We start from the raw sequence: 15,254 nt of genomic DNA on the forward strand, positions 1-15,254 counted from the left end.
ACTATTCGACATGAAAAAAATACTCGTCCCCACAGATTTCTCAAAGTCGTCTCACAACGCCTTAAATTATGCGGTTGAACTGGCAAGGGAAACCGGAGCAGAACTCTATCTGCTGCATGTTTACTCCATTCCGGTCTTTGCAGAGGATTCCGTACTTATAACAACGGAAGAATTTTTGAAAGAAGATGCCCTGTCGAACCTGGAAGATTTGAAGCAGCCGATTGACCAATCGAATCCGGAACTAACAATTACTTACACGACTTTACCCGGAACAGCTGTCGAAATCATTCAGGAGTATGCCAAAAAGCAACACATCGATCTGATCGTGATGGGCAGCCAGGGAGTTGGATACTTACAGGAGCGGATACTAGGCAGTACGACTTCAACACTTATTCGCAAAACCAGCATCCCGGTAATGGTCATCGACAAAAAGGTCAAATTCCGGAAACCGAAAAATATTGTTCTTGCTGTTGATTTTTCAGAAACGGATAACGAAACCATTCTGAAGCCCTTGAAACAACTGACGAAAACGTTTCAATCGCACATTTGTGTCCTGAACGTATTCACCGAGGCAGAGATCATCCCGACATTCAGCGAAATTGCGGAAAGCTTCCGCATCGAAAAGGCATTGAAGCACACTTACCATACTTTTTTTGAGGTGGAGCATCCCGATGTGGTTACCGGAATTAATGACTTTGTCAAAAAACATCACATAGACCTGGTAACGGTTATTTCCCGGGATCATTCCCTGATCGGACGCATCTTCCGGGAACCGGTTTCCAAAGCAATGTCTTTCCACAGCCTCACTCCATTATTAATTCTCCACGAGTAAAACTAATTCCGAGTCAAATGAAAATAACTATCAACGACCAGCAAAGCATTTCACAAATCCGTGATTCGTTTAATCAGGCATTTCCTTTTCTGAAACTGGAATTTTTTTCGAAGAGACATGAATCAGGACAGGCCTCTCCGCTTCAGTTTTTGATCCGGAAAGATGTAACACTGAAAGAATGCCGCACCGTCCACCATTCGGGTGAAATATCCATTACTCCCGAGATGAAGGTCAGTGAACTGGAACAGCTTCTTTGGACCGGTTTCGGATTGGGTGTACAGGTATTCCGAAAATCCGGGAATGTTTGGCTGGAAACCATTTTAACCGATACCTGGACCCTGGCGGAACAAAATGCGGAGGGGGAGTTCCTGAGTAAAGGAATCGAACCCGACGAGCCTGAATATTACCAGGACCGCAATTGATACAGCATGTATGTTTAACCTTAAATAATGAGTTATGAAACCAGAAAAAACATCCAAAAATGAAGAGCTGACAGCTCCAAACTGGTCTGATTTCTTTACAGACCGCATCTTTTCGAACCGATGGCCATTTCATGGAATGAGTTTGTTCCCGGCAGTAAACATCAAAGAAAGTGATGAAGCATTTCATACCGAAATGGCAGTTCCCGGATTTTCCAAAAAGGATTTTAAGATTGATGTAGAAGGATCCAATCTCACCATCAGTGCCGATAAGGAACATGAAACGGAGGAATCGAACGAACATTACACCAAGAAGGAATTTGAACGGAAATCGTTCTCCCGGACCTTTAACCTTCCAGAGAACGTCAACGAAGACAAAATTGAAGCCGTTTACAAGGAAGGAATGCTTCAGCTGACGATCCCCAAAAAGGAAAAAACAAAACCAACCCTTAAGAAAAAGATAACCATTTCCTAGATTGATTCACTGCCCGGTAACTCCGGGCAGTTTTCGTATAAAACCACTCTGTCGCAGTTATCCCGGTAGTCATTACCGGAGCAATAAACCCCAGCAAACAATTTAAAGCACATCCGAATAGTGATAAAAGTCACCCGTTGGAGAGATGGCAGTCATTCGTTTGGAACAGGTGATGCCCTAGTTTTGCTCCAACAACACTAAAACAACTGTTATGAAACAGGTTAAGATCGTTCGAAGACTTTCATGGCTTATTGCGGCATTGATTTGCCTGACAAGCTGGCAAGGCCTGGTTTCACCCGAAACTTACATCAAAGAAACCGAACTGTGGGCCGCCCAGGCAAGAGGACAAGACCTGATCAACCTGTACATCATCCCATTCTATCTCCTGAGTGTTTTATTGATTGACCGGAAGGAAAAGTACTTCGCGTTAATCTGGACCGGGATCAGTTGCTACTTTATCTATACGTTCCTCATTTACTGTTTTGACATCCAGTTTAACCGCCTGTTCCTTTTGTATGTATTCATACTCGGACTAAGCTGTTACTCCCTGTTCTTTCTGTTGTATTCGAACAGGAACACGATCCGGGTTTCCGGGGAAAACTCCTTTCTGCATCAGCTTACCGGGGGATATTTTATCTTTACGGCCGTTTTGTTCTATGGCGCTTGGCTTGCTGCTATCATACCGGCAAACCTGCTCAACAACATGCCACCCGACCTGGAAATGCTTCCCACCAACCCGGTTCATGTATTGGATCTTTCCATCGTTCTTCCTGGGATTTTTATCGGCGGGGTCCTGCTGATCCGAAACAAAAAGCCGGGTTATTTTCTGGCTCCCGTCATCCTTACTTTTTCATTATTGATGCAGCTGACCATCGGCGTGCTGATGCTCTTTTTAACGGATCATGGACAAAACACTCCGGTTGCGCTCATCTGGTTTATTTTTTCCCTCTCACTGATCAGCCTCATCCTTCTTCTTTCCCTGCTCAAAACGAATCACGCAGACTATGAATAATGAATTTACAATAACGAAAGCCTCCGGGGAAAAAAGTCCCTTTTCAGAGGAAAAAGTGCGTGCTTCGCTGCGCAGATCGGGAGCAGACAATGAACAGATCGAATTCATTCTCCAGGAAATCCGGAACCAGCTTTACGACGGGATGACCACCCGCAATATCTATAAGATCGCCTTCGCACTGCTCAAATCGGGTTCAAGGCATCAGGCTGCCCGGTACCATTTGAAATATGCCATCATGGAGCTCGGCCCTTCCGGTTTTCCTTTTGAAAAATACGTAGCAGAACTTTTAAAGAAAGAAGGATACCGGACAAAAACCGGCCAGATCCTGCAAGGAAAATGTGTGACTCATGAGATCGATATCCTGGCGGAAAAAGATTCCGAACAACTGTTGATCGAATGCAAATACCACAACCAGCCCGGGATTTCCTGTAATGTAAAAATCCCGCTCTATATTCACGCCCGGTTTAATGACATCGAGGCACACTTACTCAAAAAAGGTGTACACCCGGCAAAGCAACGAAAAGGCTTGATCGTCACAAACACCCGTTTTACCGAGGACGCGATCCAATATGCCGGCTGCTCGGGACTCCGGTTGATGGGATGGGCACATCCGTTCGGAAAAGGATTGAAAGACAAAATCGATCACTACGGACTGTATCCCATAACGTGTCTGACTTCACTGACCGTTGCCGAAAAACAAAAATTACTGGGCATGGAAATCGTCTTGTGCAGCGAACTGCTAAACAAAACGGAATTACTGAAGTCCATCGGGATAAAAACGATCCGTGCGGCAACAGTGCTGAACGAAGTAAACAACCTTTGCGGACATCCGCCCTATCACCCGATTCATCAAACGCATTAAACGACCCGTTAACTATGAAAACAAACATATCGATTCATTTCTTGGGAGCGGCTTCAACCGTTACCGGATCCAAATACCTGATTGAACTCGCAGGAAAAAAAATACTCATCGACTGCGGCCTGTTCCAGGGGTTGAAAGAATTGCGGCTGCTCAATTGGCAACCTTTGCCTTTTGATGCCTCGACCCTCGACGCGGTCATCCTGACACACGGGCACCTGGACCACGTGGGGTATCTTCCTTTATTGGTCAAACAAGGATTCAAAGGAAAAATCCATGCTACAGGACCAACGATTGAAATTGCCCGGCTGATCCTCCTCGATAGTGCCAAAATACAGGAAGAAGACGCCGAACGCGCCAACCGCTTCGGGTATAGTAAACACCATCCCGCTAAACCGCTCTACACTGCGAAAGAAGCCGAAGCTGTTTTTCACCTGTTCCAAGTGCAAACGATCGACAACTGGATCAAACTATCCGACCTGTTCACTTTCCGTTTCCGCTACAACGGACACATTGTGGGAGCAACATTCATCGAATTGAAAGCAGCCGATAAACTGTTGGTATTTTCCGGCGATATCGGCCGGCAGGAAGACCCCCTATTGTTTGCTCCTCAAAAGCCCGAAAAAGCAGATGTAGTATTCATCGAATCTACTTACGGTGGGAGAATCCACCCCGCAAATCCGGAAACCCGTTTGGCAGAAGTTATTCAACAGGCTGCCACCAGGAACGGTACGATCATCATCCCGGTTTTTGCAGTGGAGCGTGCTCAATTGCTGATGTTTTACATCTGGAAACTGAAGAACGAAGGCCTGATCCCGGATTTACCCGTTTACATGGACAGCCCTATGGGGAAAGAAGTATTGCAAATCTTCGGTAAGCACCAGTCGTGGCACAAACTATCTCCTTCGGAAGCCAAACAGATCCGCAGAGAGATCCGTGTGGTCGGTAAACCGGAAGAAACACAAAAACTGGCAGTCAGCAATCAACCCAAAATCATCCTTGCTGCTTCCGGAATGGCAACCGGTGGAAGAGTGCTCACTTATTTCGAACACTACCTCGGTCAAAAATCAGCAACCATTTTGATGGTAGGCTACCAAGGCGAGGGAACCCGAGGCCGCGCCCTGCTCGACGGTGCGAAGGAAGTGAAAATGCACGGAAAATTCTGGGATGTACACGCAACCTGTACGCTGGTGGAAGGATTATCCGCACATGCCGACCAGGAAGAACTGATCGATTGGCTTAGCGGATTGACGAAAAACCCTGAAAAACTGTTTATCGTTCACGGCGAACGGGAAAGTTCCGAGGCCTTAAAAACCAAACTGGAACAGGTTTACGGATACCACTGCATTATTCCGGAATTAACTGATTGCTACACCCTTTCTGTGACAATTCCGGACGATGAAAAAGCTGTTCAGGCCTGAAAACTGGCTGTTCATTCCCATGATTGGGATCGGGCTGTTCCTTGCATCTTATTTCCTTGCTGCCTATAACTATCCCGGGGGATCGAATGCCAATCGCCTGGGGATGGGTTTCGACTGGATCAATAATTACTGGTGCGATTTACTGGCTAAAACAGCAAAAAACGGCTCCCGGAATACCGGAAGAGTCTTTTCGCTAACCGGAACGATCATCTTATTCACTTCACTGGCCATTTTCTGGTACCATTTACCTGCTTTTTTCCATGAGCGCAAACGAAATATCCTCCTTATCCGCTACACGGGAAGCCTGTCCATGTTCATCCTCATTTTCATCTTTACCCAATTTCACGACAGTGTGATCGGTATCGGGAGCACGATCAGTGCCGTTCCCATGGCCGCTACATTGAGCGAATTAAAGAAGAACCGCTTGAAAATCCTGTATGTATTCGGCTGGATCTGCATCCTCCTCATCCTGCTGAACTTCATCATTTACATGACCAACTGGCTGATTTCCTGGTTGCCGCTGATCCAGAAAATCACCCTCGTGCTTTTTTTGTCGTGGATTTTCCTGATTGCCCTGAAATGTTTGGCGATAAGCCGGAGGAAGAGTTGGTTGAGAAGCTGAAAAGAAAAAAACAGCAATCTCTGTATCAATGACCGGTATATTCACAGCAAAGCGGGCCTTTCTTTCCGGAGGAGGCAAAACAAAACGCTCTGAAACAATACATTCCGGAGAACTCTCAAAAGGAATTCCGCAACAAAAATTCAACGATAAACAGCTAAAACGTTATTAATAATAATTCGTGCAACTCCGGAAATGGATGGCCGTCTTATATCGTAATACGTATTATTCATCACATAAATCACATTAATGAAAAAACTATGAATCAAAAAAAAATCATTGTTGCAGCAATACTCCTTATTGCCAGCTCAGGTGGACTTCATGCACAGGAAGCGGTTCCGGCCGCGGGTAATGAAGCCAGTGGTGCAGGAGGAACATGCAGTTACACTATCGGACAAATTGCTTACACTTCCAACTCCGGGGCAAACGGAGAAGTAAACCAGGGGGTTCAGCAACCTTATGAAATTCTTACCACAGCCGGGATAGAAGATCATACGATCACCTTAGAACTGGCTGCTTTTCCAAATCCAACCAATGGATTAATAACCATTTCGGTGAGTGAATACTCCCAGGAAAAGTTATCGTATCAACTTTTTGATACCCGGGGAAAGCTCCTTGAGGAAAAAGAAATCACCCAACCTGAAACCGGTATTTCTATGGACCGGTTAACCCCCGCTGCTTATTTATTGAAAATAACTGATAACGGTCAGTTAGTAAAAGAATTCCAAATCATTAAAAACTAAACACCATGAACAAACGAATAGTAAATACCGTAATCCTGCTTCTGCTTGCTTTCAACCTATTTTCACAGGCACCGCAAAAAATGAGCTACCAGGCTGTCATTCGCAATGCATCCAATACCTTGGTAACCAACCAAAACGTAGGAATGCGTATCAGTATCTTACAGGGAGGCCCCACCGGAGGAGTGGTTTATCAGGAAACGCAATTACCGACATCAAACATCAATGGTTTGGTTAGCGTGGAGATTGGCGCAGGAACGGTTGTCTCCGGAACTTTTGCCTCCATTGACTGGTCAGCAGGGCCTTACTTTGTACAAACCGAAACAGATCCGGCGGGCGGAACAAATTACACGATCAGTGGAACTACACAGTTATTAAGTGTCCCTTATGCCTTACATGCAAACAGTGCAAATGAAAACGATCCGGTTTTCGATGCATCCCTGGCATCCGGAATTACCGCTTCCGACACGGCAAACTGGAACCATCACACCGACTCTACAGACATTGCCGGTATGGGATATGTTGCCGGATTGGTGAAATATGAAGTAGGCGATTTCGCACAAGGCGGAGTGGTGTTTTACGTGGATGAAACCGGACAACACGGATTGGCAGTGGCGAAAAATGATTTACCTACCGTGAGATGGTTTGCGGGTACGTATGGTAAAACACGTGCGGACGGAAATGGTATTTATGCCGGTGCTGCTAACACGACCATTATTATCCCGGCACAAATCTCGTTAGGTGATGACGGCAATTCGTACGCTGCAGCAACCTGCAATGAACTGCAAATTACAGAAGGAACAATCACGTATTCCGATTGGTACCTTCCAACAACTGCAGAACTGGAACTTCTGGGGGCTAACTATACGATCGTTGACGCAACTGCAACAGCGAACGGCGGTACGAATTTATTAACATCTCCTTACTGGAGTTCGACAGAAGCAAACAATACGGATGCCAATGCAGTGGTGATCACTCCCGGAGGAACTTCCATTCTACCCATTAACAAAGCTGCAACCTTTGAAATAAGAGCGGTACGCCGGTTTTAATTTAGAATAATCTTAGAAGCAAGGGTCATGGAATATGTTTTCATGGCCTTTGATGTATCATTCAATGACCCCAAGACTGTTTCTTTTTTCTTGTTCCAATTCTTCTCCTCAATATACAATCCGGTTGGTTTCTTAATCGTTTTTCCCTCGAAGCGAACCATGTAATTCAACGTGTACTTTCCTTCTGCGTTTAGCGGTTTATCATCCCGAAGCTTCACCCGGATTTTTGGCAATTCGTTTTCAATGTTCTTTTTCATTCCATTCGTTTATAAAACGAATATCTATGGCATATTCTGAAGGACAATGAAAAAATCTAATTAAAAGTCAAACGGCAAATCATCATCATCCTCTTCAGCAATGATTGTTAGACTTTCAGTGTACTTCTCAAAGATTGATTGAATAGTTTCCACTACGGTTTTTAACTTACCATTATTTTGGTCAAATTCAGAAACTGTTAGATTGATCACTTCAGATGTATCAATGAAACTGGTTAAATGAGACACTAATTCCGTAAAATCTACATCAGCACCGTATTCTATTTCAATTGATGCTTCTATAAGACCTGTTATTTCAATCTTTTGATTAACTGAATCAAATTCTAAATTTGCTGTTTTACTCATTTTCGTTGTCTTTTAGTAGTTTTTGAATATTATATTTTTTTGATCTCATTTCAAATATGTATTCTCCTCCATCTAGGATGCTACATATTTCTTTTTGTGCAGATGGATCTTCGATTACATGTTGTTCATAAGAAATCCTGCTACCATCATTGTGAGCAATTATAACATTTTCAGCATCACCATAAACTACAATTGATGGATTGTGTGTAACCAAAAAGACTTGTTTTTTGAATTTCACTTCTCTAAGTATCTCGACTAGTGTTTGTGCAATAAACTTATTTCCTAAATTATCTTCAGGCTGATCCACAAATACAAATTTGGAAGTTGGATTATGTAAGATTATTTGCAGGTACTTTTCAGAATTGAACCCGGGACTGTTTCTTTCCGAAGTTGAACCATCTTCATACTTTAGATAATCCTGTGGGTTATCTAAGGTCTTGTATACCTCCTTTAATAAAGCTTTCGATTTTCTTCGAAGTGTCTCTACCGTAATATCATTATAACTCTTAATTGTTTTGTTACCTGAAAGCACTCCAAGTAAATTAGTATAGATACTTTCACTTGTATTTCCTCCACGGATTCCATCGAGAAAGATCTCATTTAACGAAAGGTCACTTTTGATTTCGACTACTAAGCGAATATTTTCAGCTATCAACATTTCCTTTTGCAATGAGTAATCAAAATCTTGAAACTGATTAGTGGTCTTTTTCAATTGAGCCAAACGGGAAAATCTTTGACCTATATCCCGTTTAAACTGCGACATTGAATCCAGGGCGTCTGCTTTTCTTCTAGCAGATAAACTCAATAGTTTATTTTGTTCAATAACAAGTTTTTTTGTTTCATCCAAAAAAGCTTTCTTTTTTGTTTGCTTGAGATCCTTTTCTTGTACAAGTGATTTTTTCAAGCTTAATAGATTTTCAAAATCTTGAATGATTTTTAATTCCTCATCCGAAAATTCTAAAAATGAATTTTGCTTAAATATGGTACTATTTACAGCCAGATTTTCTAAATTCTCAAAAGAATCTTCAATCAATTTCTGTTTATCATGCTCTTTAAAGATTTGTTCATTTTCAAGCTTAAAAACATACTCACCACTTAATAAACTCTCAATGGTTGTTCCATGTAAAACAAAGTTTTTATTAAACTCACTATGTCCTCCGACTTGATTATACTTATCTAAAACCCCTTCCAAAAGGTTGTTCAAATCATCTTTATGCTGGGTGAATTGTTGTTTTTGAAAATGATATTCGTCTTCTTTTCCTGCAGCCTTAGCTAAAACAAGTAAATTCTTCTTCTCGAAATAACTTACAATTTCATTTTGATTGATATACGTTATTTCTTCTTTTGGAATTGATGTAACAGTTTGATAGGAAGCATCTCTAAAGCTTTTTATATTGGCATTTTTAAAATCAACATCATAAATATTTTGGTGTGAATCAACCCCGTCGATTTTTTCCCCCAACATACTCATCATCAAACTTTTCCCACTAGATCTTCCTCCAATTAAAACATTCAAATGAGGGCTGAAGGTTATCTCGGTATCTTCAAGAACTGGATCTCCCGAAATCCGCAAACTCTCAATGTAGTTAGTTTGCCCCTCTAAACTTGAATATTGTTCCTCGGACATTATTCTTGATTTAGGGTCAATAAATGCCAATCTAAGGGTTTCGAAACTTTTACTACCTTTCAAGTAATAAAACTCATGATTTGACCCTTCTTTACCAGTACACGGATAGTTTGCTGCATTATGGTTATCTGAAAACTGTACATAAGCTTTATCCTCTTTTTTTCTGAAAGATTCAACAAGATGCTTATCAAACCCTTCGTTATAACGGGAAACATTTTTTTCAGGAACTTTCTCAAAAGCACTTTGCATGAGAAGAACCATTTTTTGAGCTGTATTTAAGTCATCCTTATAGCTAGTAAGAATACTTTTTGTGTTACCCGCATGAGGAATGAAAAAAAAGTCTTCATTAGGGAAAAGAACTACTATTTCTTCAATAGATAAAACTCGATCATAATCACCAATTCCTTTCTCAGTATATTTCGCTTCGAGGGCATCATACAGTCTTTTTGCATTTATTTTATCCGAATGATTAAAGATTAACAAAGAATGATATGATTCAGGTCTTCCTCCTGTAACAACGATATCCAATTCAACGCCAACTAGCAAAAGTGGGTCTTCAACCGGATTGTAAGCATCGTAATACTCATTATAAGCTTCATAATTGATAATATTATGATCTGTCATGGAAAAGATTTGGACATCATTTTCCTTTAACTTGGTCTTGAGAGTATCAACCGAAAAGTTCCCCTTATAGTCGTTCTGTTTTGTCTTTTTACTCCAGTCTGTATGAATATGAAGGTCAACCCTCATCCAATTAGAGAACTTATTCAGTGTCATAGAATTGTGGTTTCTTTAGATGCCAAATCTCATCATTTAAGTGAATAATAGCAAGAAGAATTAAAAAAATAAACGACTTAATCTCAAATCGTAGATCGTAATTTGTTTACGGTCTTCAGGTAGTATTATTGTATTATGAAATATACAGGACACATATCAAAGTTGATTCAAAACAATAGTGCATTGAATCTGTCAAATCAAGCATTGGGAACCTTGATGAATATTATTTATCTTGAAGGAGCAATTTCATCGCTCGAGAACGTACGAGCAAAAAATAAATATGCTGGAACCAAGAATAAATATGATGTTTGGATAAAAAACTATTCGGATAAGCTTGACAAAATCACTCAGAAACAAACTCCAGATAGACTTATCAATATGATAGCTAAAATTGGTAGTTAAACCATCCAAACCCTTTAAATCCCTACTCTTACCTTATCGATTCACCAATCACACGAAGTAGTCTCTCCTTATCTGAAAAAGGCAATCCAATTAATGAAGTTAATATTGGAATTCTTAGCTCATTACTGATTATAAACCACATTGGATGTCCAAAAGTCTTAGGATAGCCTGCATCAGTGTCATTATCACCATTCCAACGCATAGCCAGAACACGATCTCTACTTTCCCAAATCCCAAAAGCAATAGAGAATTCTTGATTATCATAAACAACTTCAATTACTTGAAAGTTTCCTGGATTTACATTTTCTGGTCTCATAATGATTTAGGTATTAATTGTTCAATCCTCAAACAAGAAAACTCTCCTGTAATTCGTTTACCCGTATTCAAATCCTTAACCCTTATTGGGATTTCATATTTACGAGAAGAATATTTCATGTCGTGTTTACCTTCTTTTTGTACATTTTGAATGTAATTCTCTATAACGGATTTTGACTGATCAGGATCATCTAAAAAGAATTGCTCTACAATTAAAGTATTATCTGAATCAAGTGCTAGTTGATCCATCTCTTCATACTTTAAATTCCTTAGCTGTTCATTATTATCAAGATTTTCAATTTGTGCTACAAATGAATCCTCCCATTTCATTCGATGAAATCCTGCCAATAATTCCTCTTGAAATAAAAGAGCTTCATCATAGTCAGATGCGTTAATTGTGGTCAAGAAATGAATTCTTATTCCTAGTTGGTTATTTACAAATCTAGCGTCAATTGAGTATTCCATAATTTCAATAAATAGTGATGACTCAAATTTAGCATTTTAGTTGATTATAGGTATAAGAACAAAGCAAGAAATCAGATGATTTAGTTCCAACGAATAAAAGTTAGAAGGACGTAAATAAATTACGTCCACACATGTTTATCTTTATAAAATCACTGAATTCAAATGAACTAAAATAAAGTAAATAAATGGCTGCACCAAAAGCGAAATCCCTACAACAAAAGCTTGGTTTTTTCGATGAGGATTTGAAAAACCCAACACATGATGAAATTCTAAAATGGGTAGATTTGAATATTGAGAAAGTTATAAATGATGTTTACAATTTACACGACTGGAATTCGGAGGTAGTAAAAGCCTTAGAAAATCACACGGAAAAAATTGTTAGAAAAGAATGTGGTTTATACAAAAACAAGAAAGAGAAACTCCTTGCAGATATAGTAACCAAGTATGATCCGACGTCAGAAAAAGAACAGTTAGCAATTGTAGAAAAAAGACTTAACATATTGAATTCTTTTAACGGCTTGTCAAATGAACTCCCTGTTCGAAGTAAATTTAAAGTGTCGAAAAAACAATGGGAGTTCACTGTATGTAATCAAACTACTAATCACCGAACTGGCTATCAATCTTCTAAGAATATTATAGGATTTGTAGATATGAGAGTGGAAATTGAATGCACCAAACTGACTGTAAATGGCATCGATTTTGAAAATGAAGAGGTCTATGATAATATAGAATGGATTCAAACTGAAAAGGATGAGTATAGACAACCTCTTAAGTACGATATTTACATTGAAGTTAAAACGAAAATCCCTTCTTTGGGGGAATTGTTCAGACAATTAAATACATACAAAGAATTTGTCAAAGGCTCATTCCTTGTTATTTGTCCTGATGATTCCGAAAAAGAGGTTATCGTAAGCCAAGGGTTTAATTTCTATAAATATGAGAAATGATTTTATGAGCCACTTTTATTATTTATCTGATTTAGGTGAGGTTGCCTTGCCAAGCGAAAAAGAAATTCAAGAATTAGAAGAGAAGGAAAGCAGTGAACTGCTAATAATCTTGGATAGCTGTGTTTGTTTAGATATAATAACTTTTGTCAAGCACAAGAAATCAGCGAAAGTAGATAAGACGAAAATATTTAATCTGGTACGGTATGTACAAAAGCACAAGGTAAACTATACTTCAATTTTTGCGTTGACTGAGCTTTGTTATGATCGTTCAACCCTTGAAATAATTGAAGATAAGCTATGGGATTTTAAACATAAGGTTGACTTCGTATTTGGTTATCCAATAAAGTTATTAGAACGTTACGAATTCGATTTTGAGTTAAATTACGATATTCGCCCTCGAACATCATCTATGAAAGGTTCAATTCAGCCATTTTCAGCAAATCTTAACCTATACTATGCAGGATTATTAAAGATTCGTGAACTTGCAAATGATGGGTTGAAAAAGGAATATTCTGAAAAAAACATCAATCTATTTATCGAATGGATGAAAAATGAGTTAAACGTGATGTTAGGATTGGAATTCACTCTTGCCTTAGAAATATTTGGTGGAAATACTAAATTACTTTCAATGATTTCTATTGGTGCAAAACCGGAGCAAGTCAAAAAGAGATTGTGGGGTACAGCTTGGGATTTATTTCACGCTCGGATGAGTTGTAATCGAACTCAAATATCGAAAATGACGGGAATAAGAACACATCCCATTTTTATCACAAAGGATTATGCTCTTTACAAGGTTATGGCGCCTTCCGTTTTACACAATGTTCACTTCAATTCCTTAAATTTCAAGATTACCCATGAAAACAATTACCCTCTTCACTATTCAGATTTATTCATGCAAAATTTAAACGAAAGGTTACTTGAATTATCAGTTGAAAGAGTTTCAGAAGAACCAATTCTTGATGAATCTAGGGTGATTTCAATTATCGAAAACCTCGAAGCAAATCTATAATAAATCAAGTAAAGCTTGCCAATTATTTAGAAATCTATCTTTATCTCCATAACCACCCGATTTGCTTTTTCTAATTCGAATCTTAATAGATTTATTTTCTCCTTTTAGTTCAGATTTAGGAAGAATAAAAAATGAATTGTAATCATACCATAAACAGATTAGAATATCGAAATTCTCATATTCATTTTTAGTTACTTCAAACTCACGTGAACCCTCCGTCTTAGTACTAGTTGCTGTCGTATAAAGACTTTGGCGAGTTTTGACCTCTACTTTAATCGTTTTATTCGTTTCAAGATTAACAAGAACAATATCACAGCCGGAATCATCTAGGTTTTTAAATGCTTTCCAAGGCGTATCATGGATTCTTACATAAATTTGGAAGAGTACAGAATTTTCTCCTATATCTTTAAGCAATTCCTTTAAATTTTGGGGCAGCTTCTTTGTCGGCTTTGAGATTTTCACGTGAATATGGTTACTTATAAGAAACCAAATATAAGTGAAATCCCTTAAATCCTTTATCTCCCTCTTCTATTCGTTTTTCGAATATTCTCAACATATATTTGATATGCTTTGAGATCTCTCCTTAAAGCAATACCCTCTTTTGTTTTCTCCAATATTTTCTTTGGAGCATCGATGTAATTATTGAACACATCAATTCCGGTAATATTTTGAAAACCCTCGTATTTTGTTTTTCGACGGCTCAATTTAAATCCACTATCCATTACAATTTCAAGTAATGTTTGTAAATGCTCCTTAAAGCATTGCTGAGATGAAAATGTTAGATCGTCCACATACCTTGTATAGGTGATTCCCTGTCTATTACAAAATTCGATTAGCCTAAAATCTGTTTCTAAAAAAACGATATTCGATACATGCGTGCTGGTCGGAGTTCCTTGAGGCAGTTCATATTTCCAAGTAGTAAATTTGGTTAACCAATGGCTATAATGATTCGAAAATTTCAATTTAAGGAACGTATCATAAACCCTATCATATTTGATGCTAGGATAGAAATCCTGTAAATCGGTCGTAAATTGAAACTTCTTACCTTGATGGGGTTTAGCATTAGTAATATTGCTCCTCTTCTTTACACCTCCATGAATATTAGATGGCATAGAAATAGGAACTAATATTCTTTCTTTAATTGCTCGTTGGATAACTTTAAGTTCTTTCAAAGAAGGTCGAATGATTCGTTTTTTCACCGTACCATCTTTGTACTTCTTACTTTCACCCGTAACCTTATCTTTCTTAATTTCTTCCCATTCCTTATAATAAGAATCAAGGTTTGAAGAAACCTCAGAAACCAACTCCTTTTTAATACCAATGTTATGACAGAACTTTTTGAATTCTGACTTTTCAAACTCCGAAGAAATCACTTATTAATGCTTTTACTTTTGGACCAATATTTTCAAACTGTTCTTTTTTCTCCACAGGTACATCTTCCGAATCAATTGACATAAAAAAAAGAACTGGCAATGGGATTTCCAATTCGTCACTGATCACTTTCAACGTAGATAAATTAGGTTCTTTCTTATTCCCCTCTATTTGAGAAAGGTAAGTTTGAGTTATACCACAAGCTCTGGCAAACTCTTCTTGAGTCTGCCCCTTTTGCTTTCTATTATTTTTAATTACAGTTCCTAAATCCATGAGTTGAAAAATTTAAGGAGCG

At 39.0% G+C, this 15,254-nt stretch carries 20 protein-coding genes; 12 read left to right on the plus strand and 8 right to left on the minus strand.

The genetic code is table 11. The features are described 5' to 3' along the window. Positions 1-10: 10 nt before the first annotated feature. The 9 genes from FO442_RS10240 to FO442_RS10280 all read left to right on the plus strand — a co-directional run bounded on the left by FO442_RS10240 (position 11) and on the right by FO442_RS10280 (position 7,426). Complete coding sequence (locus FO442_RS10240; RefSeq protein WP_186280043.1) at positions 11-832, plus strand: universal stress protein; 822 nt, start codon at positions 11-13, stop codon at positions 830-832. Between the two features lie 17 nt (positions 833-849). Continuing rightward, positions 850-1,254 (plus strand): hypothetical protein, encoded by a 405-nt coding sequence (locus tag FO442_RS10245; protein WP_144333088.1) that lies wholly within the window; start codon positions 850-852, stop codon positions 1,252-1,254. A 34-nt stretch (positions 1,255-1,288) separates the two neighbouring features. After that, entirely contained in the window at positions 1,289-1,726 is a 438-nt protein-coding gene (locus FO442_RS10250; protein WP_144333089.1) for an Hsp20/alpha crystallin family protein, read from the plus strand. Positions 1,727-1,937: 211 nt separating this feature from the next. Next, positions 1,938-2,738 (plus strand): hypothetical protein, encoded by an 801-nt coding sequence (locus FO442_RS10255; RefSeq protein WP_144333090.1) that lies wholly within the window; start codon positions 1,938-1,940, stop codon positions 2,736-2,738. Then, on the plus strand, positions 2,731-3,600 hold the full coding sequence (locus FO442_RS10260; RefSeq protein WP_144333091.1) for a restriction endonuclease: 870 nt from the start codon (positions 2,731-2,733) through the stop codon (positions 3,598-3,600). Before FO442_RS10255 ends, FO442_RS10260 begins: the two co-directional genes overlap by 8 nt. A 14-nt stretch (positions 3,601-3,614) precedes the next feature. Next, entirely contained in the window at positions 3,615-5,018 is a 1,404-nt protein-coding gene (locus FO442_RS10265) for an MBL fold metallo-hydrolase RNA specificity domain-containing protein (RefSeq protein ID WP_144333092.1), read from the plus strand. Beyond that, complete coding sequence (locus FO442_RS10270) at positions 4,996-5,640, plus strand: hypothetical protein (RefSeq protein ID WP_144333093.1); 645 nt, start codon at positions 4,996-4,998, stop codon at positions 5,638-5,640. The genes FO442_RS10265 and FO442_RS10270 overlap by 23 nt, the downstream gene beginning before the upstream one ends. A gap of 257 nt (positions 5,641-5,897) precedes the next feature. Continuing rightward, positions 5,898-6,380, plus strand: a complete 483-nt coding sequence (locus FO442_RS10275; protein WP_144333094.1) for a T9SS type A sorting domain-containing protein — start codon at positions 5,898-5,900, stop codon at positions 6,378-6,380. 5 nt (positions 6,381-6,385) lie between these two features. Then, a complete protein-coding gene (locus tag FO442_RS10280; protein ID WP_144333095.1) occupies positions 6,386-7,426 on the plus strand; it encodes an Lcl C-terminal domain-containing protein in 1,041 nt (346 codons plus the stop codon). Here FO442_RS10280 and FO442_RS10285 read toward each other — a convergent pair. Genes FO442_RS10285 through FO442_RS10295 form a run of 3 tightly spaced genes read right to left on the minus strand, consistent with a single transcriptional unit; the run spans position 7,423 to position 10,297 of the window. After that, entirely contained in the window at positions 7,423-7,683 is a 261-nt protein-coding gene (locus FO442_RS10285; protein ID WP_144333096.1) for a hypothetical protein, read from the minus strand. The genes FO442_RS10280 and FO442_RS10285 overlap by 4 nt on opposite strands. Positions 7,684-7,743: 60 nt before the next feature. Next, a complete protein-coding gene (locus FO442_RS10290) occupies positions 7,744-8,046 on the minus strand; it encodes a hypothetical protein (RefSeq protein ID WP_144333097.1) in 303 nt (100 codons plus the stop codon). Next, positions 8,039-10,297 carry a hypothetical protein gene (locus FO442_RS10295; protein WP_186280045.1) on the minus strand — a complete coding sequence of 753 codons (2,259 nt, stop codon included), beginning with the start codon at positions 10,295-10,297 and terminating at the stop codon, positions 8,039-8,041. Before FO442_RS10295 ends, FO442_RS10290 begins: the two co-directional genes overlap by 8 nt. A 288-nt stretch (positions 10,298-10,585) precedes the next feature. On the opposite strand from FO442_RS10295, the gene FO442_RS10300 reads away from it, so the two are divergent. Next, positions 10,586-10,852, plus strand: a complete 267-nt coding sequence (locus FO442_RS10300) for a hypothetical protein (protein WP_144333099.1) — start codon at positions 10,586-10,588, stop codon at positions 10,850-10,852. A 28-nt stretch (positions 10,853-10,880) separates the two neighbouring features. Here the strand turns inward: FO442_RS10300 and FO442_RS10305 are convergent, their stop codons facing one another. Both FO442_RS10305 and FO442_RS10310 read right to left on the minus strand, forming a co-directional pair. Beyond that, the gene (locus tag FO442_RS10305; RefSeq protein WP_144333100.1) at positions 10,881-11,168 is read right to left on the minus strand and encodes a hypothetical protein; all 288 of its coding nucleotides are present in this window, start codon (positions 11,166-11,168) and stop codon (positions 10,881-10,883) included. Beyond that, positions 11,165-11,632: a hypothetical protein gene (locus FO442_RS10310; RefSeq protein ID WP_144333101.1), complete on the minus strand. Its 468-nt coding sequence runs from the start codon at positions 11,630-11,632 to the stop codon at positions 11,165-11,167. The genes FO442_RS10305 and FO442_RS10310 overlap by 4 nt, the downstream gene beginning before the upstream one ends. A gap of 185 nt (positions 11,633-11,817) precedes the next feature. Here FO442_RS10310 and FO442_RS10315 point away from each other — a divergent pair, with 185 nt between their 5' ends. Both FO442_RS10315 and FO442_RS10320 read left to right on the plus strand, forming a co-directional pair. Continuing rightward, on the plus strand, positions 11,818-12,579 hold the full coding sequence (locus tag FO442_RS10315) for a hypothetical protein (RefSeq protein WP_144333102.1): 762 nt from the start codon (positions 11,818-11,820) through the stop codon (positions 12,577-12,579). Continuing rightward, positions 12,569-13,588: a hypothetical protein gene (locus FO442_RS10320; protein ID WP_144333103.1), complete on the plus strand. Its 1,020-nt coding sequence runs from the start codon at positions 12,569-12,571 to the stop codon at positions 13,586-13,588. The genes FO442_RS10315 and FO442_RS10320 overlap by 11 nt, the downstream gene beginning before the upstream one ends. Here FO442_RS10320 and FO442_RS10325 read toward each other — a convergent pair. Genes FO442_RS10325 through FO442_RS10335 form a run of 3 tightly spaced genes read right to left on the minus strand, consistent with a single transcriptional unit; the run spans position 13,583 to position 15,232 of the window. Continuing rightward, positions 13,583-14,050, minus strand: a complete 468-nt coding sequence (locus FO442_RS10325) for a hypothetical protein (protein ID WP_144333104.1) — start codon at positions 14,048-14,050, stop codon at positions 13,583-13,585. The two genes, FO442_RS10320 and FO442_RS10325, sit on opposite strands and share 6 nt — an antisense overlap. A 53-nt stretch (positions 14,051-14,103) precedes the next feature. Further along, a complete protein-coding gene (locus tag FO442_RS10330; RefSeq protein ID WP_144333105.1) occupies positions 14,104-14,961 on the minus strand; it encodes a reverse transcriptase family protein in 858 nt (285 codons plus the stop codon). Then, a complete protein-coding gene (locus tag FO442_RS10335; protein WP_144333106.1) occupies positions 14,942-15,232 on the minus strand; it encodes a helix-turn-helix domain-containing protein in 291 nt (96 codons plus the stop codon). The genes FO442_RS10330 and FO442_RS10335 overlap by 20 nt, the downstream gene beginning before the upstream one ends. Positions 15,233-15,254 lie beyond the last annotated feature (22 nt).

This window comes from Fluviicola chungangensis, assembly GCF_007558725.1.
GTDB lineage: Bacteria > Bacteroidota > Bacteroidia > Flavobacteriales_D > Crocinitomicaceae > Fluviicola > Fluviicola chungangensis.

Excerpts from the sequence above, each read along its gene's own strand:
- FO442_RS10270 (WP_144333093.1), top strand. The coding sequence starts at position 4,996 with ATGAAAAAGCTGTTCAGGCCTGAAAACTGGCTGTTCATTCCCATGATT.
- FO442_RS10260 (WP_144333091.1), top strand. The coding sequence starts at position 2,731 with ATGAATAATGAATTTACAATAACGAAAGCCTCCGGGGAAAAAAGTCCC.
- FO442_RS10250 (WP_144333089.1), top strand. The coding sequence starts at position 1,289 with ATGAAACCAGAAAAAACATCCAAAAATGAAGAGCTGACAGCTCCAAAC.
- FO442_RS10275 (WP_144333094.1), top strand. The coding sequence starts at position 5,898 with ATGAATCAAAAAAAAATCATTGTTGCAGCAATACTCCTTATTGCCAGC.
- FO442_RS10285 (WP_144333096.1), bottom strand. The coding sequence starts at position 7,683 with ATGAAAAAGAACATTGAAAACGAATTGCCAAAAATCCGGGTGAAGCTT.
- FO442_RS10320 (WP_144333103.1), top strand. The coding sequence starts at position 12,569 with ATGAGAAATGATTTTATGAGCCACTTTTATTATTTATCTGATTTAGGT.
- FO442_RS10280 (WP_144333095.1), top strand. The coding sequence starts at position 6,386 with ATGAACAAACGAATAGTAAATACCGTAATCCTGCTTCTGCTTGCTTTC.
- FO442_RS10310 (WP_144333101.1), bottom strand. The coding sequence starts at position 11,632 with ATGGAATACTCAATTGACGCTAGATTTGTAAATAACCAACTAGGAATA.
- FO442_RS10255 (WP_144333090.1), top strand. The coding sequence starts at position 1,938 with ATGAAACAGGTTAAGATCGTTCGAAGACTTTCATGGCTTATTGCGGCA.
- FO442_RS10300 (WP_144333099.1), top strand. The coding sequence starts at position 10,586 with ATGAAATATACAGGACACATATCAAAGTTGATTCAAAACAATAGTGCA.
- FO442_RS10305 (WP_144333100.1), bottom strand. The coding sequence starts at position 11,168 with ATGAGACCAGAAAATGTAAATCCAGGAAACTTTCAAGTAATTGAAGTT.
- FO442_RS10295 (WP_186280045.1), bottom strand. The coding sequence starts at position 10,297 with ATGACAGATCATAATATTATCAATTATGAAGCTTATAATGAGTATTAC.
- FO442_RS10335 (WP_144333106.1), bottom strand. The coding sequence starts at position 15,232 with ATGGATTTAGGAACTGTAATTAAAAATAATAGAAAGCAAAAGGGGCAG.
- FO442_RS10315 (WP_144333102.1), top strand. The coding sequence starts at position 11,818 with ATGGCTGCACCAAAAGCGAAATCCCTACAACAAAAGCTTGGTTTTTTC.
- FO442_RS10290 (WP_144333097.1), bottom strand. The coding sequence starts at position 8,046 with ATGAGTAAAACAGCAAATTTAGAATTTGATTCAGTTAATCAAAAGATT.
- FO442_RS10265 (WP_144333092.1), top strand. The coding sequence starts at position 3,615 with ATGAAAACAAACATATCGATTCATTTCTTGGGAGCGGCTTCAACCGTT.
- FO442_RS10245 (WP_144333088.1), top strand. The coding sequence starts at position 850 with ATGAAAATAACTATCAACGACCAGCAAAGCATTTCACAAATCCGTGAT.
- FO442_RS10240 (WP_186280043.1), top strand. The coding sequence starts at position 11 with ATGAAAAAAATACTCGTCCCCACAGATTTCTCAAAGTCGTCTCACAAC.